This window comes from Brevibacillus sp. IT-7CA2, from assembly GCF_949767855.1.
GTDB lineage: Bacteria > Bacillota > Bacilli > Brevibacillales > Brevibacillaceae > Brevibacillus.
In genome coordinates, this window is sequence record NZ_CATKQT010000016.1 from 1 (window position 1) to 26,223 (window position 26,223).

The 26,223-nt window shown below is 42.7% G+C and carries 24 protein-coding genes; 15 read left to right on the top strand and 9 right to left on the bottom strand.

Going from position 1 to position 26,223, the window contains the following annotated elements; all coding sequences use genetic code 11:
• The first annotated feature begins 111 nt into the window (after positions 1-111).
• The 5 genes from ACM6JA_RS11870 (at position 112) to ACM6JA_RS11890 (ending at position 5,890) form a co-directional block, all read left to right on the top strand.
• A complete protein-coding gene (locus ACM6JA_RS11870) occupies positions 112-765 on the top strand; it encodes a lysozyme inhibitor LprI family protein (RefSeq protein WP_414852449.1) in 654 nt (217 codons plus the stop codon).
• A 215-nt stretch (positions 766-980) separates the two neighbouring features.
• Positions 981-1,247, top strand: a complete 267-nt coding sequence (locus tag ACM6JA_RS11875) for a hypothetical protein (RefSeq protein WP_414852450.1) — start codon at positions 981-983, stop codon at positions 1,245-1,247.
• A gap of 317 nt (positions 1,248-1,564) precedes the next feature.
• Positions 1,565-2,617 carry a hypothetical protein gene (locus ACM6JA_RS11880; RefSeq protein ID WP_414852451.1) on the top strand — a complete coding sequence of 351 codons (1,053 nt, stop codon included), beginning with the start codon at positions 1,565-1,567 and terminating at the stop codon, positions 2,615-2,617.
• A gap of 6 nt (positions 2,618-2,623) precedes the next feature.
• Positions 2,624-4,819 carry a tetratricopeptide repeat protein gene (locus tag ACM6JA_RS11885; RefSeq protein WP_414852452.1) on the top strand — a complete coding sequence of 732 codons (2,196 nt, stop codon included), beginning with the start codon at positions 2,624-2,626 and terminating at the stop codon, positions 4,817-4,819.
• A 504-nt stretch (positions 4,820-5,323) separates the two neighbouring features.
• Entirely contained in the window at positions 5,324-5,890 is a 567-nt protein-coding gene (locus tag ACM6JA_RS11890; RefSeq protein WP_414852453.1) for a hypothetical protein, read from the top strand.
• Positions 5,891-6,049: 159 nt separating this feature from the next.
• Here ACM6JA_RS11890 and ACM6JA_RS11895 read toward each other — a convergent pair whose 3' ends face one another.
• From ACM6JA_RS11895 to ACM6JA_RS11915, 5 genes are all read right to left on the bottom strand, one after another.
• Complete coding sequence (locus ACM6JA_RS11895; protein WP_414852454.1) at positions 6,050-7,585, bottom strand: thiol-activated cytolysin family protein; 1,536 nt, start codon at positions 7,583-7,585, stop codon at positions 6,050-6,052.
• A 601-nt stretch (positions 7,586-8,186) separates the two neighbouring features.
• Positions 8,187-8,645, bottom strand: coding sequence for a hypothetical protein (locus ACM6JA_RS11900; RefSeq protein WP_414852455.1), 459 nt, complete (start codon positions 8,643-8,645; stop codon positions 8,187-8,189).
• Positions 8,646-8,985: 340 nt separating this feature from the next.
• A complete protein-coding gene (locus tag ACM6JA_RS11905) occupies positions 8,986-9,429 on the bottom strand; it encodes a cell wall hydrolase (protein WP_007718606.1) in 444 nt (147 codons plus the stop codon).
• A gap of 151 nt (positions 9,430-9,580) precedes the next feature.
• A complete protein-coding gene (locus ACM6JA_RS11910) occupies positions 9,581-10,015 on the bottom strand; it encodes an acetate uptake transporter (RefSeq protein WP_414852456.1) in 435 nt (144 codons plus the stop codon).
• A gap of 202 nt (positions 10,016-10,217) precedes the next feature.
• Entirely contained in the window at positions 10,218-11,300 is a 1,083-nt protein-coding gene (locus tag ACM6JA_RS11915; RefSeq protein ID WP_414852457.1) for a hypothetical protein, read from the bottom strand.
• 325 nt (positions 11,301-11,625) lie between these two features.
• Here ACM6JA_RS11915 and ACM6JA_RS11920 point away from each other — a divergent pair, with 325 nt between their 5' ends.
• Positions 11,626-12,420 (top strand): glycosyltransferase family 8 protein, encoded by a 795-nt coding sequence (locus ACM6JA_RS11920; RefSeq protein ID WP_414852458.1) that lies wholly within the window; start codon positions 11,626-11,628, stop codon positions 12,418-12,420.
• A 254-nt stretch (positions 12,421-12,674) separates the two neighbouring features.
• Positions 12,675-13,916, top strand: coding sequence for a macrolide family glycosyltransferase (locus ACM6JA_RS11925; protein WP_414852459.1), 1,242 nt, complete (start codon positions 12,675-12,677; stop codon positions 13,914-13,916).
• A gap of 74 nt (positions 13,917-13,990) precedes the next feature.
• On the opposite strand, the gene ACM6JA_RS11930 is transcribed toward ACM6JA_RS11925, so the two are convergent.
• Complete coding sequence (locus tag ACM6JA_RS11930; RefSeq protein ID WP_414852460.1) at positions 13,991-15,235, bottom strand: hypothetical protein; 1,245 nt, start codon at positions 15,233-15,235, stop codon at positions 13,991-13,993.
• 222 nt (positions 15,236-15,457) lie between these two features.
• On the opposite strand from ACM6JA_RS11930, the gene ACM6JA_RS11935 reads away from it, so the two are divergent.
• Positions 15,458-15,892, top strand: coding sequence for a HEAT repeat domain-containing protein (locus ACM6JA_RS11935; protein WP_414852461.1), 435 nt, complete (start codon positions 15,458-15,460; stop codon positions 15,890-15,892).
• Between the two features lie 115 nt (positions 15,893-16,007).
• Here the strand turns inward: ACM6JA_RS11935 and ACM6JA_RS11940 are convergent, their stop codons facing one another.
• The gene (locus ACM6JA_RS11940; protein ID WP_414852462.1) at positions 16,008-17,330 is read right to left on the bottom strand and encodes an esterase-like activity of phytase family protein; all 1,323 of its coding nucleotides are present in this window, start codon (positions 17,328-17,330) and stop codon (positions 16,008-16,010) included.
• 217 nt (positions 17,331-17,547) lie between these two features.
• Between ACM6JA_RS11940 and trpB the strand changes: the two genes are divergently transcribed.
• The 7 genes from trpB to ACM6JA_RS11975 all read left to right on the top strand — a co-directional run bounded on the left by trpB (position 17,548) and on the right by ACM6JA_RS11975 (position 23,717).
• The gene (gene trpB / locus ACM6JA_RS11945; RefSeq protein WP_414852463.1) at positions 17,548-18,714 is read left to right on the top strand and encodes a tryptophan synthase subunit beta; all 1,167 of its coding nucleotides are present in this window, start codon (positions 17,548-17,550) and stop codon (positions 18,712-18,714) included.
• A 194-nt stretch (positions 18,715-18,908) separates the two neighbouring features.
• A complete protein-coding gene (locus ACM6JA_RS11950) occupies positions 18,909-19,847 on the top strand; it encodes a nucleoside hydrolase (protein ID WP_414852464.1) in 939 nt (312 codons plus the stop codon).
• 57 nt (positions 19,848-19,904) lie between these two features.
• Complete coding sequence (locus ACM6JA_RS11955) at positions 19,905-21,119, top strand: NupC/NupG family nucleoside CNT transporter (RefSeq protein WP_414852465.1); 1,215 nt, start codon at positions 19,905-19,907, stop codon at positions 21,117-21,119.
• 137 nt (positions 21,120-21,256) lie between these two features.
• Positions 21,257-21,652, top strand: coding sequence for a hypothetical protein (locus ACM6JA_RS11960; RefSeq protein ID WP_414852466.1), 396 nt, complete (start codon positions 21,257-21,259; stop codon positions 21,650-21,652).
• Positions 21,653-21,773: 121 nt separating this feature from the next.
• Positions 21,774-22,367, top strand: a complete 594-nt coding sequence (locus tag ACM6JA_RS11965; protein WP_414852467.1) for a GNAT family N-acetyltransferase — start codon at positions 21,774-21,776, stop codon at positions 22,365-22,367.
• A 120-nt stretch (positions 22,368-22,487) separates the two neighbouring features.
• The gene (locus tag ACM6JA_RS11970) at positions 22,488-23,363 is read left to right on the top strand and encodes a radical SAM/SPASM domain-containing protein (protein WP_007718639.1); all 876 of its coding nucleotides are present in this window, start codon (positions 22,488-22,490) and stop codon (positions 23,361-23,363) included.
• A 72-nt stretch (positions 23,364-23,435) separates the two neighbouring features.
• On the top strand, positions 23,436-23,717 hold the full coding sequence (locus ACM6JA_RS11975; protein ID WP_414852468.1) for a hypothetical protein: 282 nt from the start codon (positions 23,436-23,438) through the stop codon (positions 23,715-23,717).
• 228 nt (positions 23,718-23,945) lie between these two features.
• Here the strand turns inward: ACM6JA_RS11975 and ACM6JA_RS11980 are convergent, their stop codons facing one another.
• Together ACM6JA_RS11980 and ACM6JA_RS11985 are read right to left on the bottom strand one after the other, a co-directional pair.
• A complete protein-coding gene (locus ACM6JA_RS11980; protein ID WP_414852469.1) occupies positions 23,946-24,806 on the bottom strand; it encodes a copper amine oxidase N-terminal domain-containing protein in 861 nt (286 codons plus the stop codon).
• A gap of 95 nt (positions 24,807-24,901) precedes the next feature.
• A complete protein-coding gene (locus ACM6JA_RS11985) occupies positions 24,902-26,206 on the bottom strand; it encodes an MFS transporter (RefSeq protein WP_414852470.1) in 1,305 nt (434 codons plus the stop codon).
• Positions 26,207-26,223: the final 17 nt, after the last annotated feature.

Consider the following 26,223-nt stretch of genomic DNA (forward strand, 5'->3'; position numbering starts at 1 on the left):
TCAAAAGTTTTCGAGAATACCCTACATATGGGATTATTTAGGAAGTTCGTGAATAAGACGTTATGCGCCATTACCGGTAAATAGTAAAGATAATAGTTAAGGAGATAATTTATGAAAGGTAAGATACTCTTATTACTTTTTATTACGATAATGTTTTCATCTTGTCAAAATATTAGTCAATCGACTACTTTGAACAGCGAAACTAAATCAAAAATGAATTCTGAACTGCCTCCTGATGTAGTGAGTACAGGTAATGGAACAGAATCGAAAGAAATAACTGAAGGTCGATCAGATCCTTCTAACAATGAAGTGTTATCCATGAACATTGGGAACTATGATTTGACTGGAAAATTTTATGATGAAATGCTTCGGAATCCTATAGATCATGATTACGAAGTGGAATTTAATGAATTTCAAAATTCCAAAGAGATTATTACAACATTGGGATGGGGGGCTTTGGAAAGCAAATATACAGAGATTTGGGATAAGGAGTTGAATCAAATATATAAAAAGCTTCTTTCTAAGTTGGATAGAGAACCAAGAGAAGCACTAATTGAATCGCAGAAAGAATGGTTACAGTATCACTTAAGGGAAACAAAATTTGTAGAGAAGACATTTATTGATAATCGTTACCTTGGATCACAAGGATCGGTAAGCCTAGGCAGGGCTATACGGGAGAGAATTAGGGAAAGAACAATGCAATTATTTGAATATCGATATTTGCTAGATCGTGAAGTTGAGTTTTTATACCAAAGTAAAAAATAGAGTTGGAATCTTGATCAAAGGTTTTTAGGTGATGCTTCGAAGACAGTAACGGCGCATAACAATGTATTCACGCTGCGAGGCTAGTACCCCTACTGTCTACTCGTCACATGTGGAGTGCTGTACACTGTTAGTACGGAAAAATGAAAGCAAGAATCATTGGTGTCTAGACCCTTCCTAAATGAGGAAGGGTTATTTCGTAATAAATTTGATTCATAATGGAAGCGATAAGACTCTTAAGATATAAAGGGTGGAGTAATGTGGGAGATTGGAAAAGCATTAAAATAAATGGAATCGCAAAAATAGAAAAATTGGTGGCAGATGAAAGCTACCTTCGTTTTCTTGTATTTTTCCTGAAAATATTTTATTTTCAAAAAAGTCAAAAAATTATTGACAGTCAGAAAATAGCAAGCTATCATTACCAGTATATACCATACATTCGCGAATATGGTATAAATAACAATTTATCGGAGGCATTATTATGAAAAAAATTACTGTGCAAAAAACCGAGCCTGTAAAATTGACTTCAGTAGCTAACACAATGTACGACTGCACTTGTGAGCAGGCATAAAGATTTGTCAGTAACATTGAAAAAGTGGGGCATTTGCCCCTCTTTTTCAATTATGAAGATAGCATGACAACATCCGGGAGGAAAGTCATGAACGAAAATCGGATGATCCAATTACACCCGTTAACATTTCTGGAGGATAAGCAAGGAGTCCTGATTGGGCGGTTTGGGACGGATACGTTTGCTGTTTTTCCTGAGGATGGAGCAGCACTTGTACGAAAACTGCAAGAGGGCATGGGGGTTGCCGAAGCGCATTCCTGGTATCAAGATACCTATCACGATGAAGTGGACATGGATGATTTTTTGCAGACATTACGTGACCTGACATTTATTTGTGATGTTGAGGAAAAGGAAACGAAAGCTCAGAAAGTATCGGGGCAATGGTTGGGTAAGTTAGCTTTTTCTCCACTTGGTTGGCTGATTTTTGGTGCCATCATAACCTGTGCCCTGTGGTTGTTATACCAATATCCACAGATTCGTCCGGGTCGACAAAGCATCTTATTTTCCGAATACGCCATGGTGATTTTTCTTGGCATGACGATCGGTCAGATTCCAGGGATCTTGTTTCATGAATGGATGCACATGCTTGCCGGACGAAGACTGGGTATCCCGTCAGAACTAAGTATAGGCAGAAGAATGTACTTTTTGGTCTTCACTTCTTCCATGCCAGGTATTTGGGGATTCCCAAAACGAAAGCGTGTTCTTCCATTTTTAGTTGGAATGTTCGGTGATATTTTGTGGTATTCCTTATTGGTGATCGTTGCTGGTGCAATTTGGATAAATACAGGTGAGAAGACAATCATAGCTGCATATTGTATGGGACTAGCATTTACAACACTGTTGCGTTTCCTCTGGCAATTTTATTTTCATCTTCAAACAGATATCTATTATTTAATGATTACGATGTTGGGGTGTGTAAATCTTCAGGAGGCTACACGTTCCTATTTGAAAAATATATGGTATGGACTAATTGGAAAAAAGAACAAGATGGTCGATATGTCCAAGTATACGGAACGGGATCATCAGGTAGCGAGATGGTACAGCTTTTTTTACGCAACTGGCTGGATGATGATGACAGGAATGATGCTCTATATGATTCCGGTCGCTATTCAACTTTTAACGAATATTTTTCTCTCCATATTTACAGGAGAAGATATGAAATTCTGGGATTCCGTTGTTTTCTTGTCTATAACGGGAGTCCAGTATGGAATTGTATTTTATCTATACCTAAAAGAGCGTAGAAACAAAAGGGAAATTCGGAATTTATCAATGGAACAGAGGGGATGAGTCGAAATGAAACAATCGATTACACACCAATGGCTGATTGGATCTCGACGCAGCGACCGAGAAAAGAAGTACTTCGAAGAGCAATACTCCACATGTTATGTCAGCAATTGTCATTGCAATCTTAGAGGACCCTATACAGGTACTGGTGACCTTCTGCGCCAGATTATTCCAGAGGCTTATTCGAAATGGCCAGACTTGATTTTATCACACTGCATCGAGATCTTATCCATAGCACCAGAACTGAAAGCAGTCATTCCTGTTAGTGTAGAAACACTTACCTCTCTTGCTATTCCGAAAGAGAGAACACGTTATTATTCGAAATTGCGTACACTTCGCATGTCGAATGGTTTGATCGATCTTTTATTGGCATTAGCGAATCGGGAACGAATGGGAAAATTGACCCTGGTTTTTGAAAATGTGCAGGCCTGTGATCAACTTGATGCAGAATTTATAAGTACACTTCTGCGTCGTGCGAAGTCTGACCTGATTCAGGTGATCGTAAGTTCAAGGGAAATAGCGGAAAATGAAGCCCTGAAAAAGGCGTTACAAACGTATACGGAGCCTACTACTATTCTTTCTGACATCGAACAAGATATGGGGATAGTAAATCTATCTGACGAACAGCGACTTGAGCTAACGAAACGATACATATTTTCTGACTGCACATCAGATTGTGAGCAGGAATTGCTCGCCTATGAAGCAACTCCTATTGAAATTCGTCAGAGCCTTCACGAAGAGCGGGCAGAATCTCTTATAAAAGAAGAGCAGTGGTCACTGCACTTAGGCGCCATTCCGTTTCATCTGGAGCGCGGTACTTCTGAGAAATCAGCAAGCGAAGCGTTGTTTAAAGCAGTTAGTTATAGCATTAACATGGGTTTTTACGATGCGACTATCGATATGAGCCTACGTGGCCGGAAACTGACGAATTGGAGCAGCGAATTTGATAATAGCCGGTATTTTACAATGAAAATGGCTACGTCTCTGGCTGCATTGGGTGAAACTGATGATATACCGACGCTTTTAGGAGAAGTGTACGCAAACACTGATGATTTTAGAGTTCATATGCAAATTTCATATGGACTTTCGATGTACTATACGAGGCATCACCGAGAACGAGAACACGAGAAGGCGAAAGAATGGATACAAAAAGCCATTGATTTGGCAGAATTGATTGAAGATGAAAAAGAACGTGCATTTCAACAAGTATTTAACCAAAATGGATTGGCTTTAGTAGAGTTACATATGGATAATCCTGAAGAAGCGCTTCGATTGGTTACGGAAGGATGGCAAAGGTTAAATCAGACTCTTGCTCCTGATGAACATATGTTGCATCGCTCGGTGTTGCTTCATAATAAAGGGCTGATTTACGTAGCTTTAAAAAGGTTTGAAGAAGCAGCTGAAACATTTAGCCAAGTGATACAGATTGATTCCAATTATCCAGAATATTACTTTGATCGTGGAAACCTTTATAGCCGAATGGGGCGACTGGATGAAGCCATTGAAGATTATGACCAAGCGATAAAGCTTAGTCCTCCGTTTCCAGAGGTTTATTTCAATCGAGCTACTGCCTTCAATCGTCTTGGAGATGTGGAGAAAGCAATGGCGGACTATGACTACTTGCTTGATATAGACCCCGATAATCTTGATGGATTACTTAACAGAGCTACATTATTGTATCAAGTGGAGAAATTCGAAATGGCCCGAAAAGATGCTGAATTCGGTTTAGAAATAGAGCCTGATCATGCGCGGCTCCTGTGTACACTAGGTTTAATTGAAATGTCGGATGGCAATAATGATCAAGCACTAAAAACGTTTACAGCTGCCCTAAACAAGGATAGGGAAATGATGGCCGCTTGGACAAATAGGGCTGTCCTGTACTATGAGATGGGGGAGTATGACAGGGCCATAGCTGATCTAACTGAAGCTATTGCACTAGAGAAAAATGCAACTGTCCTTTACAACCGTGCATGGGTCTATGAAGCACAGGAGGAGTGGCAATTATCCATTTCCGATTATACAGAGGCCTTAGCGTTTTCTGATGCAGACGAACAAGATATTTACTATCGGAGAGGTTTGTGTTTTATCAAAATGGGTGATAGGGAACTTGGCACGGAAGATTGGAACAAGCATCTCATGTTTGGAGAATCACCGCATGTGAATGAAATGATGCAACTGTTGCCCTCCCTGTTCGTTTCGAAATAATGAAATATTTTGTGGGCAAGGGACTTCTTTTTAGGAGGAGTAGTGAATTGAGATGATATGTGACTTACTTATAGATTGGGTGGGGAATACATCATATTTATTCTCACTGGATACTCGATACATGTGGTGAGTGTGGCACTGTTAGAGAATAAGAACAAATAGTGGATACGTATTGGCGTAGCAGAGGGACTTCCTCTGCTTTTTTGTCTGTTAAACGTCTCCAACTTACAGAAAAAAGCTGAGAGCTTAGTCCCAGCTTTTTGGGAGTCATGCATTAGTCGTCCGATTCATCCTAAAAACGCACTATAATTAGCGGAAATGCAAAGAGGGGTGGAAAAGCCCTCTTTTTTATCTTAGGCTATATATGAAACCTTGTTGCTTCTAATAGAGGAAGTAATCTTAATGGAAACAAGATGGGGAAACATTTTGGAGTTGGTTTTCCCTTATTTTTCGGCCTAACTGCCGCAAATACTGGTAGTAGGCCTTGAAAACATAGGAGGATACATGTCCTGGAGCAAATTGAAGAAACAACTGGAGAGCTTTCTCTGTCCTGCGTTATATGGAAGGGTCGAATACCGTGCAACCGGTTACCGTTATTTACCTGATAAATCAGGAATTTGTTATATTGCCGTAGATAAAAAGAACGTACTCAATATGAGTGATATAACTAGCTCAATCAAATGGTATCAGACGGAGCAGGAAATTAAGAATGATTCAGATATCCAAATTCCTATCAGCGATGAAGAAATTGAAGCGGTCAGAAAGGATACCAAGGGCATTCCGGAGGATCGTCTAAAAGTAATTGCAAGAAATAGAAAAATATCAGAATATGCAAAGGAGCTTTTGTCAGCACAGGCTTCATTAAGCAAATCAAATTTTATCGTTGTGGCTAATACGTTTTTATCTAGTTCTATAGAGGAAAGCATAGAGAGTAATGATATCTTGTTGAATATTCTAGCTTTGGTGGACAGAAGGGTTGGAAAAAAGCGAATTTTAAACATGGCCGAGAAGATGAAGTTAAAGCATCCAATTGTGCAGTATTTTTATGAATTACGGCTTAGTACATTATAGTGTCTTGACTCTGCTCTAAGTGGATTTCTTGTAATTTGATATCCGTGCCGACGACCTTATTCGATTCAGGTCGTCGGCTATTCATTTGAATAAGGAATAAGAAAAAGAGAAACGGCTGAAGTCCTTGATAAAAAGGGTTTCAGCCGTTTATTTTCACAACTAATTAAATGTAATATCACCTGTTGGGTTTAATGTCGTTCCTCCAATTTCAACTTTAATTTCACTAGATAATGGAACGTTGTACTCATCAATAACGGTTCTCCACCACTCCCAAGCAAGGCCGGTACATTCTTTCGCAAAAATCCTTATATTTTTTGCATTAGGTGGCAGAGGAATGACTGTATTGAAAGGAGCTGTTCTGTCTTGGTTGCTTCCTTCCCACGTTTTATGTGTGAGTATTTCTTCACCATTTTTATCATAGGAAACTTCATCCCAGGATACATCAAATTGAGCGACATACCAGCCGTAATGACCAAGTGATATTTTACCTTTCGAATATTCTGTAGCTGTAGTCTCAATATAATCTGTATTGTTATGAACGGCAGCAATTGCATTATCTTTTAAGAAAACACTTGTATATGAAATCGGATATGCTGGGTTCTTTAGGCTAAATTCCGCATTATCTTTAATGATAGTACGGATTTCACTAAAGTCTTTTGTAACGACCTTGTTATGCTCTTGTGAATCTCCGCCTAATACTACAGCTGTAAAGGAACTGTCTTCAAAAATATCCTTGTACTCGGCATTCGTTTCTACACTGCCTTTATTCTGAAGCAAGGCTTTAAATGCTGCTTTTACGTCTTTGCTCTTAGAGGTTGTTTCTAATTTCACATAAATGGTTCTACCATAAGCTACATTGGATACCATAACAGGTGGGGATTGATCACTTACCCCTTTACGTTTTAAATCTTTAAAAGTAACGCTATCCTCAAAAAGATCGGATGGATCGTTAGGCAGTTCCGCACTTACCGTATAAAAAATTTGTTTATATGCCGCCACCATCACTTTTTTCTCTCCATTAGAAATCGCATTAAAGTCAATTCCTAATGTAGAATCAAGATATTTAGCGTTAACATTCAGAGCACTTCCAATTTGAGATTTGCTATAAACCATTGATTCTGCATACTGCAATCGCGCAGGTAAAGTATGTGTTGCGGAATACTCATCGCTCCATTTAGATACAAGCTCATCTACTGCTCCAGACACATTACCGTATGTTGGATTATCCACAGTAATTGAATTTTCCTTTTTCAAACCTGGTAAATCAATACTAATAGTCAAAGGTTTTCTTGGTACCAGTAATACACTAGGTTTATTTTCTGTAAAAGCTTGATTTGCAAGTTGTAATGCTCCTGGGTAAGTGCGATTAGTCATAGAATCAATAATGGAAATATCGACTGGAGAAGTTGCAAGTGACTTTTTTTTACGTTCGATGACTATAAACTTACCTTTTGGATTGATTCCTTCTTTTGGAACAAAACTATCTATCTCATCACCACTTACTGCTAAAACTTCGTCATTATCATAGTCTAAGTCTGCTATACCGGTATTAATGTCATCTGCGTTGCTTGTTTCACTGACTAAACTAGAATCATCTGTTTCGGCAAAAGAGATAACTGGATAATTTACAGTAGCGAAAATAACAGATAAACTAGCGATTAATTTAAAAATTCTAGTATGATTTCGAATCTTCATAAGGTATCCTCCTTTGAGATGTAAGCATAACTTCAATTAGATATGCTCACAGTAAATATTTTCTGGAATACTAACTATATCGGTAGTTTCGGAAATAATCTTTAGATAACCAGAAAAAGTATATGGTGGGGCATATCTTACAGCTTGTTCATACTGTAAAGATATATTTCAGCCAAAATTCCCATCTACCTACGTCCACATTAGATATACTGAAAAAGGGAAGATATGATTAATCTTTTCTGCCTCTTGTATAACCTCAAAAACTTTTGACTTTGTATCAGATAGAGAACGAAAACGGATTTGTCTTAAAGTGGATTCTTTCGGATGGTTTGAAACCGGACGTTGTGCTTGGGACATGACGGATAGATCCGATTCCGGAGAAAGGCCAGCAAGGCCTGTGGAATTGGGGAGGGGAACGGAATGCAAGCATTACGAGTGAGTGATAAAGTTTCGGATTTAGGATAAGGACCTGAAAAAAAGGTGATTTGCGGAACCACCCATCCGACAGCAGCAGATGAGAATTTTACATGTAGAAAGCAAAAGATTTAGAGAAGCTGCTTGTACCACGTTTCTAAGCAGCTCTCTAAATCTTATAACAAATCTAGTTCCACCAAGGACGCTCACTCAAGGAAATGATATATTTCACATTGGGGTCAACTCTTATTGCATCTTGAGCACCAACTTTTATTCTAAGATCACCGTTAGCAGGCAAATATACAAACCAGGTTTCGCGTCCGGTATCTTTAAATACTTGATAGGCTTGACCGTTATGGTCTATTTCAAAAATCTGATAGTCTAGGCTACGATTTTGATAGGTGTCGAAATTAATGTAAAATGATTTTCCTTGCCCAGTGTTGTTCGTCCATCTAAAGTAGTCTTGATCCATTCCATATTCTTGTTTTGCAATGGTACCCTCAAAACTATCGACGATCCCTTGGAAATAATTTGGTGTGTCCCGACTATCGGGTTCTCTGGCATCGCCCATAGCGAATGCAGAAGACGACATGGAAAGTAGGCAAGCCGTAAGTCCGAGAGCTGACATCAGTTTCTTTAACTTCATCAATTTTCCCTCCTGACAAATGGTAGAAATCATATAAATATTACAATTTATTCCATAAAATGTAAATGCTTTTCCTAGTCACAAACTAGAGAAGAATATGGGAGTGAATAGATGGAGGAAACTTTAATTCTTCAAACCTATAGACTGATTGGTGGACATTGAGGGACACCGATCAGTTTAAGCAGGTTAAAAACTTCGCTCGAAAATGGTGCCTCTGTTGGAATCATATTACACTTAGCGAATACTGCTTTATCACATTACCGCACCAGCTTTTCAAAAAAAAACTGCCCCTTTTTTCGCTTGGGGCAGTGTAATTCCTGTGCTGTTTTCTTCAATAAATTTAAAAAGTATTGTATACATTTTCACATTCTTTCGCGGTCGGCTCATAAAAACAATGAAGCTTGTATCGTCCTACGTGCGGCTGATTATACCAGGTCGGCGGACAAGGCAGGGGATTTTGCGCCGTTCCCGGACGAAAATACCAGAGGGAGAATTTGCCCGGCCAATGCCGCTCCCCATTCACAGCCCGTCGTGCCAGACGGCGTTCTCTATCTCTAGACCTTTGGTAGTACATACCATGTTGCAGAGCTTCAAACGCATGCGGCTGGTTGATCATTTGGGGAATGGTCCGGATTCCTTTAAAATCGGAGCAATTCGCTCTTATTCGGTTAATGCCAACATTTCCAACAAGGAGCATCCCCATTTCGCCTTCACCCACAGCTTCGGCTCGAAGCAACCTTGCCAACATGTCAATATCACTGTTCCTGGCTTTTACGACTGCCATCGGCTCACCCCTTTAGAGTGTTCTAGGCATATCATATTGTAGATGAAGCGGATATGTTACCCTGCCTTGTTGTTGTGACGATCCACGGATGCTTTTCTACGAATAGAAAAAGCCGCCCCCTCGCAGATCAGCGAAAAGAGCGGTTACCAAACTAAGAACGTTCCTTAAAAATCCCAAACGGACGACCGACAGGAAGGAATACTTTGCCAAAGTGATTATTTAGCACTGCTGCCCCTGCACCGTAGAAGGAGAGAAGAGCGATACCCATCTCAGCATAAGCAGCGAGTGTCTCACCGAATACGCCGAGCTTCACAAGCCAGCTACTTGCGGTCGCGAACCAGAAGAACGCATACGCTCCAAAAGCGGTCGTCCCGAATGTGTTGTTATGCTTCGCATCGAGGATAGATGCGTAAAGTTGGGCAAATGCACCGAGGAAAATTGCCCAAGGGATCACGAGTCCAAGACCTTCCGTCAGTCCAAGCTTTTGCGAAGAAGCTACGAACGTAACGATAGCCAGTCCGAACAAACCGATCGCGCTAGGATCGGCTGTGACGATTTTGACGTTGGTATGTTGTTGATTGTTCATGATAGTAGTAAAAGCCTCCAATGAGATCAGGATATACCTGTTAAAGAATTTGACATTCTGCCGATAGTAGAACAGTACTGATGTATTCTAATCGAAAATATACTCGACGCATATAAGGGGGAATGAGCAAAAGTAAGAGGACTGTCTTAAGTAGAAATTGATCTTCTACCTAAGACAGTCCTCCTTGTTTGCTTCAAAGTCATCAGTCCTTATTTCCAAATGAGCTATACGGCGTCAAGCGCAAGAGATCTTCCTGTTTTTTTGGCAATTTCGATAGCGGGATGCGGTATGCCATTTCGATAATTTTACTTGCGACCTCAGCGCCGTTGGTAGGGACGAGACGAAATCTTTTTTGAATGCCCTCTTTATTTGCTAACGCATGCTCGATCTTTGATACAATCTCTTCTGGTTCCTGGATCGATACCGTATCACTGTTAGCTAATTCTCGCAGCATATCTATTTTTTGCTCGCGTTCCGCATCATCCGGCGGAAGGAAAAGCAAGGGGGTTCCTGTAGAGATGCAATCTCCTAAAATGCCCATGCCCGGTTTGCTAATGACCAGACTGGCCGCCTGTACAAGATTTTTGCCATTCGGGATGAGAGGGGCTTTGATGATCCTTTCATCGAATGGGTAATCTTCATCTGCCAATTGCCCAGCTACAACAAATCGATAGCGGCCGGCAAGCGAGTTTATTTGATCATACCACTTCACGATCTGTTCATAACGGTTAGCGAGTCCGCCACCCATGTGAACCAGAATAAACGACTCGTTCTGCTGAAGGCCTAATATGCGTCGCACTTCTTCCGGGGACTGGCTGATTTCCCTGGTGATTAAAGGAATAGGGATATAGATGCAGTTCATTTGCGGATGGGTCTGCTTAGGCGGAATAAGATTCATGTGCAGAAAGATATCGGATTGATTGGCGATTTCTACGATGCGATTTTTATATTCCTGCATCGGAGCTGAATCATTTTTATCGATGATAAAGTCACTGTGATAAAGGGTCACGACCTTTGTGTTGCCACCGACTTTTCCCTCACTACGAAATCGAGGCACATCGGAGCGCCAATCATTTATTAATAGTGTGGTTTGCTTACCATCCTCGAATTTTTTGGATTTAAAGGCTTTCAATTGGACGTCATTGTGCAGGTTTTTCGATAAGTAGTCATGTGTTTCCCGAAAGGCAAACACGTGAATGGGAAGATGGTGTTGCTGCAATTTTTCCGTTATGCTAATGCATCTACCGAGATGGCCCATACCTCTGCCAACCACAAAGGAGATCATATTTCATCACCCTTTTAAATAGGTACTTTCTTGTTCCCTGTCTGGAGCTTGGACAAATTACCCCCATACCGCTACTTATGGGATAAGGTCATTGCCGAATTCGAGTCGTTCTCTCAGCTTATATATTTTATGGGGATGGATGGAACATGCTCTAGTCGTATAACGGTTTTCTGATCGATCACAGAAAAAAGCCGCATCAGCGGAAGTCTGCAGCTGTGAATTGTGCTCCCATCTAGAAATAATTAGGTATTTTCATCACACAAACCAACGCTGTCCATGAATAGTGTGTATATATAGCTCAATAAGGATATGGGGTGGGAGAATAGTGGGCACGATTCATATTGTAACAGCCGTTAATGATGGTTTTGCTATACATCTCGCAGTCATGTTATATTCCCTTTTTGAAAATAAGGTTTCTAAAAACCCAGTCATCGTTCACGTTATTGACAGTCAAGTCTCTAGGGAAAATAAATCCATCTTAACGAAAACTGTGAAACGATTCCATGCTCAAATCAAATATGTAACGATTGATCCGACCCTATACGATGGATTCCTCGTCCGTGATCATCTTACTCAGGAAACTTATCATCGAATTTCTATTCCAGACCTGGTGGACAAAGAAGTTGAAAAAGTGATTTATTTGGACAGTGATATCGTTATTAAAAAGGACATCACTCCATTATGGAACACAAAAGTTGATCAATATTTCCTTGCAGCGGTGATGGATTCTTGGCAAGGGTTAAACAAGTTAAGACATGTCGACCTGGCTATTCCGGATGACTGTGATTACTTTAATGCGGGCGTATTAGTCATGAATTTGAAAAAATGGAGAGAGCATAATATCACAAAAAAGATTATGGATTACATGAAAAAGAACCAAAGTATTATTCGTTATCCCAGTCAAGATCCGATGAATGCGATTCTTCATGATAATTGGCTTCAGCTTGACACAAAGTGGAATTATCAGTCCAAGCATCTTTATAAAAGCAACCTGCGAATAGATCCGGCGATTATTCACTACACAGGGGAAGATAGTAAACCGTGGTTGAGTAAAAAGCACCCGCTTCGAGAGGAATATTTTCAATATCTCAAAAAAGTACAGAAGTTGAACTCCTTGTAGGCATCGGGCCTTCGGGGCTTCCTAATTAAATAAAATGGATGCAAATCCCTTCACATGGAGAAATGATGGCTGGAGGGATTTTTGTGTTTCCGAAATCCTTGGAATACAAGGGTTTACCCGCAATACTAAACATCTTCATATAAAATATTGAACAAATTATGAAATATTTGGATTTTAACTATTTTCACCACACATCTAGCTTATAATGAAATGGAAACATTTTCTAATTGAATATTCTTTTGGAGGTGGAGTGAGTGGCACGCGTATTGTATGTTACGATTCCAGCAGATGGTCACGTGAATCCTACATTGGGATTAGTGAAGCAGCTAGTCGACAACGGAGAAGAAGTCGTCTATATGTGCTCAGAAGAATATCGGGATAGGCTTGCCCAGACTGGGGCGCAATTCCGCGCTTATCAATTGGATGAACAAGTATCTCGTGATTTAGGTTTTAACCCAACAGAATTCAAACACCCTCTTCATTTCACCGATTTTATGCTACGAGGCATTATTGAACCCCACATTCCCGAGATTCTCCGGCAGATAGAAAACGAATCATTTGATTACCTGATTTTTGACTCCTTGTTTGGGTGGGGAGGGGCTATTTTAGGGGAGAAGTTAGGAATCCCGACGATCTGCTCCGTAACCAACCTGGCATTTGCTGAACCGCTCAGCCAGATTGTTGAAGTGTTTGATGCAAGTGATGTAGATGTGGATGTGGATACACTTTATGAACGAGTGACGCAGACTGCACAGAGCATCGCTCGTGTATGCAACGTAGCCGTACCTGCCATTGAAGATATTACCCGCCAGTATGGGCACATGAAGATTGTCTTTACCAGCCGTGAATTCCAACCAGATGCTGACAAGCTGGACGATAGCTACATTTTTACAGGACCCTCGATTACTTCGCGTCCTGATGTTCCTACTTTTCCGTTTGAAATGCTTCGCTCTCCACACGATAAGGTCGTATACATTTCCATGGGCAGTATTTTGACCAAGGATGTGGAATTGTACAAACTGTGCTTTGCAGCCTTTCAAGACATCCCGGCTCAATTTGTACTTTCTTGCGGAAGAGATACGGAGCTGGAGTCGCTGGGTGATAATATTCCGCCCAACTTCATCGTTGAGCCGTACGTTCCGCAACTGGAAGTGCTCCAGCAAGCCGATGCTTTTATTACACATGCTGGCATGAACAGTACGAGTGAGGCTCTCTATTTTCATGTGCCACTCGTCATGATTCCATTAAGCTCCGATCAACCGATTGTGGCGAAGCGGGTGGAGGAGCTAGGAGCGGGTATCATGTTAGACAGAGGGCAGCTTACACCGACAGCTTTGAAGGATGCTTTGTTGCAAGTGTTGAACGAATCCACCTACAAAGAGCGTGCGATACAGGTAGGGGACTCCTTGCGTAACGCTGGCGGATACCAAGAAGCTGCGAGACGTATCATGTCTTTGTATTCGAAAATAGAAAATGCAGGAACACACCAGTCTTAAAGGAGATGTTCGTGCCTAATTAAAAATGAAAAGCTTCTTGCCTCATCATCATGAGCGGCAAGAAGCTTTTTTGACTATAATTTCTTCCAAATATTGAAATTGAGCCATTCCTCTTGCAACACATCTTGGCCTGCCAGGTTGAGCAACGGACCAAACCACAGCTGGAAATCCTTGTTCTTCTCAAAATGCTCCGCTGGAACCAAAATGACCAGCATGCTCTCCACACTTTCACCTGCTTTTAACTCGTCCTTGACTGTGGGGGTCAATCCGTTCGCGGCTTTTACAGTGGCTTTGGACTCGGGTAAATCAAGCGTCGCTTGCAAGCTGCTGACTTTAACCGTTTGCGCCGAGGTATTATCGATTCGGTATTTGGCTGTCAGGGCAACAATTCCTTTATCGCTGAACCCTTGAAAAGACTTAACGTAAGCAGGCTCAATCGTCAGCTTTGCCCATTGATACCCTTGCAGTGTAATTTTGATGTTGTCATACTGATCGCTCTTGTTTGGCTTGAAGGTAAAGAGTACTTGTTTTTTTGCTATTTTTTTGGTGGTGAGAAAATCAGTATAAGGCGGTTCAGGAGGCTGAGGTTTAGCGGCGTTACCATCCGCGAGCAAAAAGTCGCGACCGCCGATACGCAGCATTTTGGGACTTGGCTGTTCAGGTAGGAAAAATAGGAGCTTTTTCGTTTTGCCATCCTTATAGATTAGAGAGAGAGTATAGTTTACGATCTGATAGGTTCCGGATGCTTTAGACTCCGATCCGACGCTAGTAGAAGTACCCGAATTATCTCCTGTACTGGAACCATCTGTGGTGACGCCCACAAAGCTGCTGTCCACAAAGGTACCGTCTTTATTGAATACATAGGCGATCGAGCTTGCATATCCAGTACCAAGAACGTTGGAGGAATAGCTGAAAGACTCGTACTTGCCTTGAAGCTTCAGCCCAGTGGAGGGGGCGTATTTGATGAATTTTCCACCGTTTATCTCCAGTTCGTTTGCTGATTTGACCTTGAACGTATACGATTTTCCGTTACTGAGCGTGAGTTTGTTTCCTTTGATTTGATACGTCAAACATGTATCTTTACTGCAAGTAAGTGCATCTATTCCGCCATCTGGGAAAGTTGTTGCCACCTGCTTATCGTTGATGAAGTAAAAATACTCCCAGCACAACGAGGAGCATCCTCTTGATCCGCCGACATCCATTTCCCATTTTGCATAAAAGCCTTTGGGTGAGATTTTGGCTGCGGCGGTGCCCTGTGCCCCTTCTACGGATGGCACAAAGAGCAACAGTATGGCAGAGAGCATCATTACGATGATCACCCAAAGGGATACTTTCTTCTTCCTGACTGCTAACAATAGGCAACCCTCCATTTCCTCTCGATGTATAGAAGACAGGTGAACTGGCGAAATTCCGTTCATTTTATTCATGGGATGACGGGAACAGACCTAGTCTTTCGAGGAATTTATATGTGAGTAGGTGGTGTTATTTGTGTGATGTAGTGTCATAATAGAAGGATGATAGTCAGAAGGAGATAGATTTAATTGAATAATACTGAAATGAAAAACGAGTTTCCCCTAAACTTTGAGGAATTAAAGAAAGCTGCTAATCGAACATCGAATTGGAGAGAGCGCTTAGAGGCTGTTGAAGAATTAGGACAGTGGAAGCATGAGCAAACGATTCAATTACTGAAGCGTATCGTGGAAAACGATACGGTGTACAAAGTGCAAGAGACTGCTTTTCATAAACTCAAAGCCTTTGGGGAAGGTGTTCGATTACCTTCTCAGAAAAAAGGCGACTTGATCAAAGGAGCAACGAAAGCCTTGGTAAGAGTTAAGAAAAGCTTGCCAAAAGGTCATACGTTCGAGGAATTCAAAGAGAAACTGCAAAAAATGAGAAGCGATATCTATGATACGTACGAGGGAGAAAAAGGTGCTGATTTTGATCAGTGGCTCGAAAACACCTGGGCGTCGTTATAGAAAGAGAAGTAGACATGGAATCAGTGGCAAAGGAAGGGGATCATACCCCTTCTTTTTGTTTGAATCGAAGAAGCCCTGCCACTTTTTAAAAGGGCAGGACTTCTTCTTTTGCTTCTTATTTAAAATCCTTACCCACTTTAATCACATACATCTGCGTCGGATTGCTATTGATTTTAATCTTACCCTTCTCATCATAGCCATCTACGCCGAAATCATTGTCATTCACAACGGCAATCGTGTTTTTATCCACAATCGCTAATCCTTCCAGCTTTTCATGCGGATAATTTAGTTTGGCTACATCAACCAGCAATTCCTTGGAAACAGGCACAATTCCCTTCTCTTTCACTTGGGCAACCGTGAGTTTTTCGAAGTCATTCTCACTTGTTGACGTACCGAGTAAATTGGTTGCTTTCGAAAAATCTGCTTTGTAAATACGCTTAAGCTGTACGTCTGCACCTGCGTTTTTGTCTCGCTCGTCAATCAGTAAAACATCCTGGCTGAGTGCCGCCAAGTCGCTGATAACGACGTCTTTCTGTTTCACTTTCACGAAATCTTTCGCGTTCTCTGCGATGTACATGTACTCGCCTACGACTTTTTTGGTGGCGAGATCCATCTTTAAAATGCGGAGATTACGGGAAGCTTCGCCTGTCTTTTTATCAGGGAGTGCCATCGGGCTTTGAATCGAAGTATACAAGAACTTGCCGTCTGGCGAGATGGTGATACCTTCGAAGCCACGGTTTGCAATGCGTTTGGAATAGACGGCTGGCAGCGTATCAAAAATCTCCATTTTTGCACCTGCGGCAAGCAGGGCTTCTTTAGTGCCCTTTGGTACATAGCGGCCCAGGATTGTGCCGTCACGCTTTACTTGAATGATGGATGGGCGGTATTCGTCGGATAACCAAAAAGTATCGTCGACCGGGTTGTAAGCGATACCTTCCAAATCCAAACCGTCTGGATCGTAACTAATCTTTTTTGTTCCCGTTACATCGTAGGGAACTTCATCAGGGCCAGCGAGATTCGGCAATCCGCTGATATCGTTCGTTTTCGTAAAAGCGTTGATCTTGCCCTGTGGCAAACGCAGCTTGATGGTTTCCAAAACGTGAATGTTTCCATTCTCCACTTTTATTTTGTACAAGCGTGGTGTGTAGTTTTGGTCAGGGAACGTACGCAGCTCGTCCTTGCCGTATTGCCCATTTGGTCCACGGTCAGCCAATGTATAAAAGATAGAAGGAGGATCGTTAGGAAGATGCACCAGACCGGAGAAGCCGCCTTCTTTAATACCTTCTGCGAGCACAGGAGGATTTTTCCACTCATGAATTTCGGCTACAACGGGTGCTCCCGTTACATTTTGAGTTGCACCTGCTCCTTGTGTTCCGATCAAGGATAGAGCCGTGATTGTTGCGATCAGCAAGCTTTTCTTTTGAAAGTGAATCTTCATGATATCCCTCCGAATAAAAAAACGACGTAATGAACCGCTTTTGTTAGACTACCCGATTTATATTGGGAAAATATGAAGCTAAAATGATGGTTTTGTAAAAATTAACAAGAAACTAATGGATTCTGAATAATCATAAAACGAAATTGACACACGCTCTTTTGATCTTATAAAATGCAAGGAAGGATTGAGGACTAGCTATAGCTGAGGAGAGATGAGGATGTCGTTGACAGAACAGACAAAAAAGGGATATTTCGGGGAGTTTGGAGGAAGCTTTGTACCTCCACAATTGCAAGAAGTATTGGACTATTTGGCAGAACAATTTGAAAGGTATAAAGATGACGAGGAATTTATCGAAGAGTACAAGTATTATCTGAAAGAATATATAGGTCGGGAAAATCCGTTGACGTTTGCTCGTCATTTAACTGCAAAACTCGGCGGTGCCAAAATTTATCTAAAGCGAGAAGATTTAAACCATACCGGCGCCCACAAGATCAATAATGTCATCGGCCAAATCCTTCTGGCAAAGCGAATGGGTGCACAGCGTATTATTGCCGAGACGGGTGCAGGACAGCATGGAGTTGCTACTGCGACGGTTTGCGCGATGTTTGACATGGAATGCGTGATCTATATGGGGGCAGAGGATACGAAAAGGCAAGCCTTAAATGTGTTTCGAATGGAGCTTTTAGGAGCAAAAGTGGTAGCGGTGTCCAAAGGGCAAGGAAGATTGAAGGATGCGGTTGATGAAGCGCTGAATGATTTGGTTCAAAACTACCAGAACACGTTCTATCTATTAGGATCTGCGGTTGGTCCGCATCCGTTCCCTACGATGGTTAAGTATTTTCAATCGATTATCAGTGAAGAATCCAAACGACAAATCTTAGAAAAAGAAGGTCGCTTGCCGGATGCGGTTATCGCTGCTGTTGGCGGTGGCAGTAACGCGATTGGTGCTTTTGCCCACTATATAGAGGAGCCATCCGTACGTCTGATTGGTGTTGAGCCTGATCAGGCACCTACCTTGACCAAAGGGGTTCCAGCCGTCATTCATGGTTTTAAATGCCTCGTATTGCTGGACGAAAATGGAGAACCTCAAAAAACGTATTCAATTGCTGCCGGGTTGGACTATCCTGGAATTGGCCCAGAGCATAGCCAGCTAAAAGTCAGTGGACGAGCGGAATATTACACGGTGACGAATGAAGAAGTGTTGGCGGCTTTTCAAGAACTATCGAGAACAGAAGGGATCATTCCCGCCTTGGAAAGTGCACATGCCATTGCGTATGCCTTGCAGTTGGCTCCTACTCTTTCACCGGAGCAAATCCTGATTGTTAACCTTTCAGGACGAGGTGACAAAGACGTAGAGCAAGTTTTCCATCTGTTAAACAAATAAAGTGATAGAGAGGCTATCGCCAAAGTAGATTTTCTACTGGAGGATAGTCTCTCTTTTTTGTCCTTCAGTTGTGTTGTTCATAATGGTTATATATTTTTTAGTGAAACTTTAGTATTATTTTTTGAAGGGTTCCAAATAATAGTGGTTTACTCGTACTTCTTACAAGTTCATGTATGAGATTGGAGATAATAATGATGAAGAAAAACATTTACTTTAACCATGATGGCGGCGTTGATGATTTAATTTCTTTATTCTTGCTGCTCCAAATGGACAATGTGAATCTGACAGGGGTATCTGTCATTCCAGCCGATTGCTACTTGGAACCAGCGATGTTTGCCAGCCGGAAAATCATTGATCGTTTCGGTAACGGCGGTTTGGATGTAGCAGAGTCCAATTCCCGTGGGAAAAACCCTTTTCCAAAGGACTGGCGCATGCATGCCTTTTATGTAGACGCACTGCCCTTGCTCAATGAATCAGGAGAAGTGATTACGCCAGTAGCGGACAAGCCTGCGCATCTTCATATTATTGAAACGCTGCGTGCAACAGAAGGAAAAACGACCTTGCTGTTTACTGGTCCTTTGACTGACCTTGCGCGTGCCTTGGATATCGATCCAACTATCGAAGAAAAAGTAGAGCGCCTGGTGTGGATGGGCGGAACATTCCGTGAAGAAGGAAACGTGCATGAGCCTGAGCACGATGGAACAGCAGAGTGGAACGTATTCTGGGACCCGGAAGCAGCTGCTCGCGTATGGGAAAGCGGAATGGAGATTGATTTGGTCGCACTGGAGAGCACGAACCAAGTCCCACTGACACTGGATGTTCGTGAGCGCTGGGCAAAAGAGCGCAAGCATATCGGTGTAGATTTCTTGGGTCAATGCTATGCAATGGTGCCGCCACTCGTACACTTCTCGACCAACTCGACTTACTACCTGTGGGATGTATTAACCACAGCATTTGTTGGCAATAGTGATCTTGTAAAGGTGCAAACGGTTAACAGCATCGTCATTACAGAAGGGGCAAGCCAAGGCCGAACTGTTGAGACGGCTGACGGACGCCCGGTGCATGTGGTTTATGACGTAGATCGTGATGCACTCTTTGATTACATGACAGACTTAGCGAAAAAAGCGATCTAGAACAAAGCAAGTCATCTGAGATATCGACACAGCTGGCGATACAGAAAGGATACGTTCATGCAATACATTTGGGGAGTTCTCGGCATCCTGGGAATTTTTATAATAGCCATTGCGTTTTCGAAAAATCGCAGAGCGATTAATCCGAGGACGGTCATTGGTGCGTTTGCGATTCAGTTTATTTTTGCTTTGGTCGTACTGAAATGGGATTTTGGGAAAAAGCTTCTGGAGTACTTGGCGTCGATCGTACAAAGCATCATTGATTCGACGAATGCCGGAATTCAGTTCTTGTTTGGCGGGATACTGGGTGCACAGAATGCAGGCTTTACATTTGCCCTGCAAGTATTGCCGATCATTATCTTCTTCTCTTCCTTGATTTCGGTCCTGTATTATCTCGGAATCATGCAGTGGGCTACGAAAATTATTGGTGGGTTTTTGTCTCGGGTACTCAAAACGAGCGAAACCGAATCCATGTCAGCCTCTGCAAATATTTTCTTGGGTCCGATTGAGGCGCCACTTGTCGTAAAGCCTTATATTGAGAAAATGACCAAGTCCGAGCTGTTTGCTATAATGACAGGCGGACTGGCGTGCGTTTCGGGTTCGGTTATCGGTGGGTATGCGATGCTGGGTGTTCCGATTGAATATTTGCTGGCGGCAGCATTCATGGGAGCGCCGGGTGGTTTGTTGCTTGCGAAAATTATAATGCCGGAGACAGAACAGCCACACAGAGTGGAACGTGTGGAAGTCATGAAAGATACAGAGTCCAGAAACGTCATTGACGCGGCTGCTCGCGGAGCTTCGGACGGGCTAAAAGTGGCTGCTGGTGTCGGTGCGCTGTTACTCGCGTTTATCTCGTTGATTTTCTTGCTGAACTCGATTATTGGCTGGCTTGGCGGGTTAGTGGGAATAGAAGCGTTGACGCTTGAGCACATTTTAGGCTACCTGTTCGCGCCGATTGCCTTTATGATCGGAGTTCCTTGGGAAGAAGCGCTAAAAGCCGGTTCTTTCATCGGACAAAAGATTGTCCTCAACGAGTTTGTAGCGTACACGGCTTTTGCACCTGAGATTGTGAATTTGTCGCAAAAAAGCGTTGTGATCATCAGCTTCGCCCTTTGCGGCTTTGCCAATCTGGCTGCGCTGGCTATGGTCATTGGCGGCTTGGGCGGCTTTGCTCCGTCAAGAAGATCAGACCTTGCGGAGATGGGCTTGCGTGCAGTAGTTGCAGCAACCTTGGCGAATCTGTTGAGCGCAGCGATTGCGGGGATGCTCATTTAGATGAATAAGTAGAAATAAGTACGAGGGCTGGAGTGATCCATGCCCTCGTTTTTTTAGGTACTACTCGAAGTTAGTACTTTGTATTCCTCGCTACAATCTTGTTAGTAAAAAACAAGCCATGATTTGGTGGGGATACGATGAAGCAAGTTCTGTTATTTCTAGGGCCAACGATCATGATCTTTTTTGGTTTACAAGTCATGAGTAGCGTGCCAATAACGTTTCTGCTTTTTTACGGGTGGCTATTTGCGGTTCCGTTTGTGGACATGATCGTTTTGAAAAGAAATACATGGCGGGACACATTCAGGCAAATGGGATTGGGAACCAACCGCCACAATATGTATCACGGCATTTTGACTGGACTTCTTTTCTTTCTCACCATTATTCTTGCGGGATATTTCTTTCACAGCCTTTTGTTTGATAAGGATGATCTGCAAAATTTATTGGTACAATGGGATTTCTCAGGTAATCTTGTCGTTTGGCTCATCCTTGCCGATTCAGGGATTATAGCTGTCTACCTACTATTTTTGAAATGAATGATGCAGGTATGGAGGCAAGCTTCCATACCTTTTTTCTATTGGGTGGATAAGAGGAGGAAAAAGAGTCGCGTTGGTAAAATTATGAGGTTAGGTAATTTCAAAAGATGGAGCTGAAATCATGAACGTTGACGTACTTTTTAACCAGTTTCCCATTTTAAAATCAGGTCGTGTCACCTTGAAGAAAATCGAAGAGCAGCATTTGGACGAAGTATTTGAAATCTACAGCAATGACCATGTATTTGCATACTGCGGCATTATCCCCAAGCATAATAAAGCGACAGTGAAAAACATGATCGGGCATTTTGAGAGAGACTATTTGAAAAAATCCAGGATCAAATGGGGGATATTCGTCAATGATAACCCCGATCACTTGCTTGGCATTATCGAAGCTTTCGACTTTCATCCAAAGGTAAACATGGTGACGATTGGCTACTTCTTGTCCGAAGCGCATTGGGGAAAAGGGATTGCGACGGAAGCGGTAAACATATTGCTTCACTTTTTGTTCATGGATGTCAACGTCAACAGAATACAGGCGGAAGTGATGCCTCCAAATGAGACCTCCAAGAAAGTATTGTTGAAGAATGGCTTCATGAAGGAAGGAACACTCAGACAAGCAACGCTATGGTCGGGTAAAGGAATCGTGGATCTAGAGATTTACGGAATGCTGAAAGAGGACTATCAGACCTTGATGTCTATGCAAGGCGTAAGATAAGGATCGAGTAGACGCGAGATTTCGTCCAAACCACCAGAATACACCGTTACCTGTAAAAGCCCTCCTATGTTACTATGATGGGTATGATCAATCATAGGCATCTGGAATGGGGAAAACATCTTGAAAACATTTAAGAAAGTCTATATAGAAATCACCAGCGTTTGCAATCTCGCCTGTACCTTTTGTCCGCCAACGGAGCGCAGTAAAAGTTTTATTAAAGTAGAAGACTTTGCGAAAAGGCTGGATGAGATCAAACCGCACACCGATTACATTTATTTGCACGTCAAAGGGGAACCGCTTCTCCATCCCAAAATTGATGAGCTGCTCGATATCAGTCATGAGAAAGGCTTCAAGGTCAATATCACCACAAATGGTACGCTGATCGCGAAAAATCGGCATAAATTGCTGGGCAAGCCTGCGCTCCGCCAAATGAACTTCTCGCTTCATAGCTTTGACGGACATATCGGCTCAACCAACCGCGAAGGTTATTTGCGGGAGATTCTTTCATTTGTTCGGGAAGCTCAGGAGCATCAAGTGATTTTTTCTTTCCGGCTGTGGAATTTGACACAGGATAACGCCACGAACATTCAAAAGAGTAGAAACCGCCAGACACTCGAAGTGATTGAGAAAGAATTTGGGCTGGACTATCGAATTGAAGAAAAAGTAGTGCCGGGCAGTGGGGTAAAAATCAATGATCGCGTCTATTTGAACCAAGATTACGAATTCCAGTGGCCGAGTCTGACAGCACCTGAGGATGATGGAAAAGGCTTTTGCCATGGCCTGCGCACACAGGCGGCGATTCTCGAAAATGGAACAGTTGTGCCGTGCTGTCTCGACGGGGAAGGGGTTATTAATCTAGGGAATATCAATCAGACCTCTTTCACTGATATTGTGGATGGAGAGCGGGCGAATAACCTGATAGATGGATTTTCTCGCAGAGAAGCTGTCGAGGAATTATGCAGAAGATGCGGGTATCGCCAGAGGTTTGGAGCGTAGCAAAAGCAAAACGTCCGAGTCAAATGATTCGGACGTTTCTTCATTATTAGAAGGACACTACTATCAACGGCGGTGACGTCGACAGCGGAGGAAACAGAAACGACAGCGGCGACGACGGCGACGGAAGAAGGAACAAAAACGGCAGCGACGACGATGGCGGCGGCGACGGCGACAACCACAACGATCATGGTCACTGTCAAAATCTTCGTCCACGTCTCTAGCGAAATCCCTTTCTATGTCTGTGTCACAATCTTTTTCAATCGCGTGTTTTTTTTCTCGATCCTTACAACCACAAGACATACATCCACCTCCTTAGTGTTCATACAATATTTTATGAATGCCACTTGGACATGACTGGACGAACTATAGGGGAAATAAGCTTGTTTTCAGACGCGGAAAAATGGCGAAAGCCGCTATCCTCCCACAAAGTCATGGGCAAAAGTGATGGTAAAAACAAAAAAATAGCGGATCTCATAGCTAAAAGGAGCTAATGAGAACCACTATCTTTTTTTTCTATGCTATATGAGCCAAGGTAGACTGAAGGGAAAAAGCCCTCAGCTATATGAGGGCTTGTAGCCTGTATTACTTTGCAGATGTATCGTCGGAGTCTGTATCTTGGGCGGATTCGTTAGAGGCTTGAATGTCGTCAATGATAACGATTTTGCCTTCTTCTTGCCATTTTACTTCCGCGTTCAGTTGTTCACTGATGAAGCGCAGAGGCAGGAATACACGTCCATTTTTCAGTACAGGCGCAGTGTCCAAAGAAATGGTTTTCCCGTCTACAGTTGCTTCTTTTTTATCGAGGTACAGCGTGATAGATTTTTCGCCACGCGTAATTTCGACGGTACGAGTCTCTGGCTTCCAGTTTACTTCCGCTTTCAATGCGGAGCTGATAGCACGTACAGGCACCAAAGCTCTTCCACCTTGTACAAACGGTGCCACATCCGCTTTTACCTGATTTCCATCTACGAATGCTTTCACTTCTGTAGAGCCAGTATCCTCAAGGAGTTCTCCAAGCTTTTTAAATGGTGTGTAATCTCCTTTTTGGTACGTGCGCTGAAGAAGCTCAAGCTGTACGTCCAAAGCTCCCTGTTTGTCAGTGGTTTTTTCCAGTTCAGCTACCAGTTGCTCGTATTTCGCTTTTTGATCTTCCGTGATTTCAGCCGTATGCTTGAGCTCTTGGCGAAGCTCGATCAGCTGTTTTTTCAATTTTACGTCTTTGATGTTGGTTTCTGTGCTAGCTTCGGTTGAGTCCTCATCGTCACTATCAGTATCGGTATCAGATTCTTTGACAGAAGTTTCTTTCGATTTATCTTTTGCTTCTGCCTTTACTTCGGGCTTGCCGTTCCCATTTCCTTTGCTCTCCTGGTCAGCCGCCAGAGCAGCAGGTACACTTGTTGCGAGTAGAATAGCAACCAACGAAGTAGATATAGCTTTTTTCATTTGAATCTTCCTCCTTCTAGGTGTAAGTCTCATGAACTCGACATTCAAGACGGAGGAAAATATGAATATGTTGCATAGGTTTTGAGAAAATATTTTTATTTGTACGAATGGATATCTTTCACTGTCATTCCTTCCAAATCCCGTATCTTCCTCACACGTCCGATTACGATTCCCAGTAGGGTCACAAGTACGCCAGAGAGAACAAACAGAAAACCAATCCCTCTGCCAGGCCCCGTTCCGATGATCTGCCCGACAGTTTGCCCAAGCAATCGATCTGGATCAAACAGCGGATTGAATACATGATCCGCCAAGAATCCTGCCGATCCAAATGCCAGTACGAACCCGATTTGCGAAATAGCCGTGATCATCGACCATACTCTGCCTTGCCGTTCATTCTCGACGTTCGTTCGAATGAGAACCTCCAGGCTCGTGTTCACAAAGGGAAGCGTGATGAAAAAGAGGAAGCCAAAAACCATAATCAGCCAAACGGAGGTGAACGCGCCCATCAGGGCATAAAATAAGCCAGCAACTACGAGAGAGAAGGACAGCATGAACACCTTGTTCTTTCCTATCCCGAAGAGTCCGATCAAAAGGCTGCTGACGAGCATGCCCGATGCAGATACAGAGAGGGCAATACCGAGCGTCTTGGAATCAGCTAATGTCAGCATCATAGGCCCAAAAAGCGATTGCAGCAGCCCGATGTAAAAGCACACGACAGACATTAACAGAACTAACGAGAAAACCCCTTTCTTTGAAAGGAGATAGCGGAAGGCTTCAGACATTTCGCGAAAAAAGCTTTGTCTTTCATGTTTCTGGGGAGTGGAATCGTGTTTCATAATCATCAGCACGGCGCCGACAGCTAGAAGGAAGGTCATCATATCAATGAGTAAGACGAGCTGGATATCAAAAGCACTGAGAAGAAATCCTGCAACGAGTGGAGAAATAAGATATTGAGCTGAACTTGCCAGTTGGATGAGCCCGCTTGCCTGTGAGTACATCTCTTCCGAAACCAGATCGGAAACGGCTGCTTTAGAGGCTGGGTTTAGAATAGCGGCAGAGATCGAGCTGATGCCGACCCCCAAATAGATGTACCATATTTCTATACGCCCGGACAGCATGACAAGCAAGATGAACAAGATACCAGCTATGGAACCGAGATCGCCAATGATCATCATTTTCTTGCGGTCAAATCTGTCTGCCAGCACCCCGCTAAAGGGAAGTAAAAGGAAGGAGGGGAGAAAAGAAAAGAGAATGATTAACGAATAGCTCATGGTAGATTGGGTCTGTTGAAAAACAAAGACACCCAAGGCAAAAGCGGTAAGTCCACTTCCGATAGCTGAAAACAGCTGTCCTAACCAAATGATCAGGAATCTGCGAAAGGCTTTATCATGAGCGTTCATTGTCTTTCCTCCTTTTC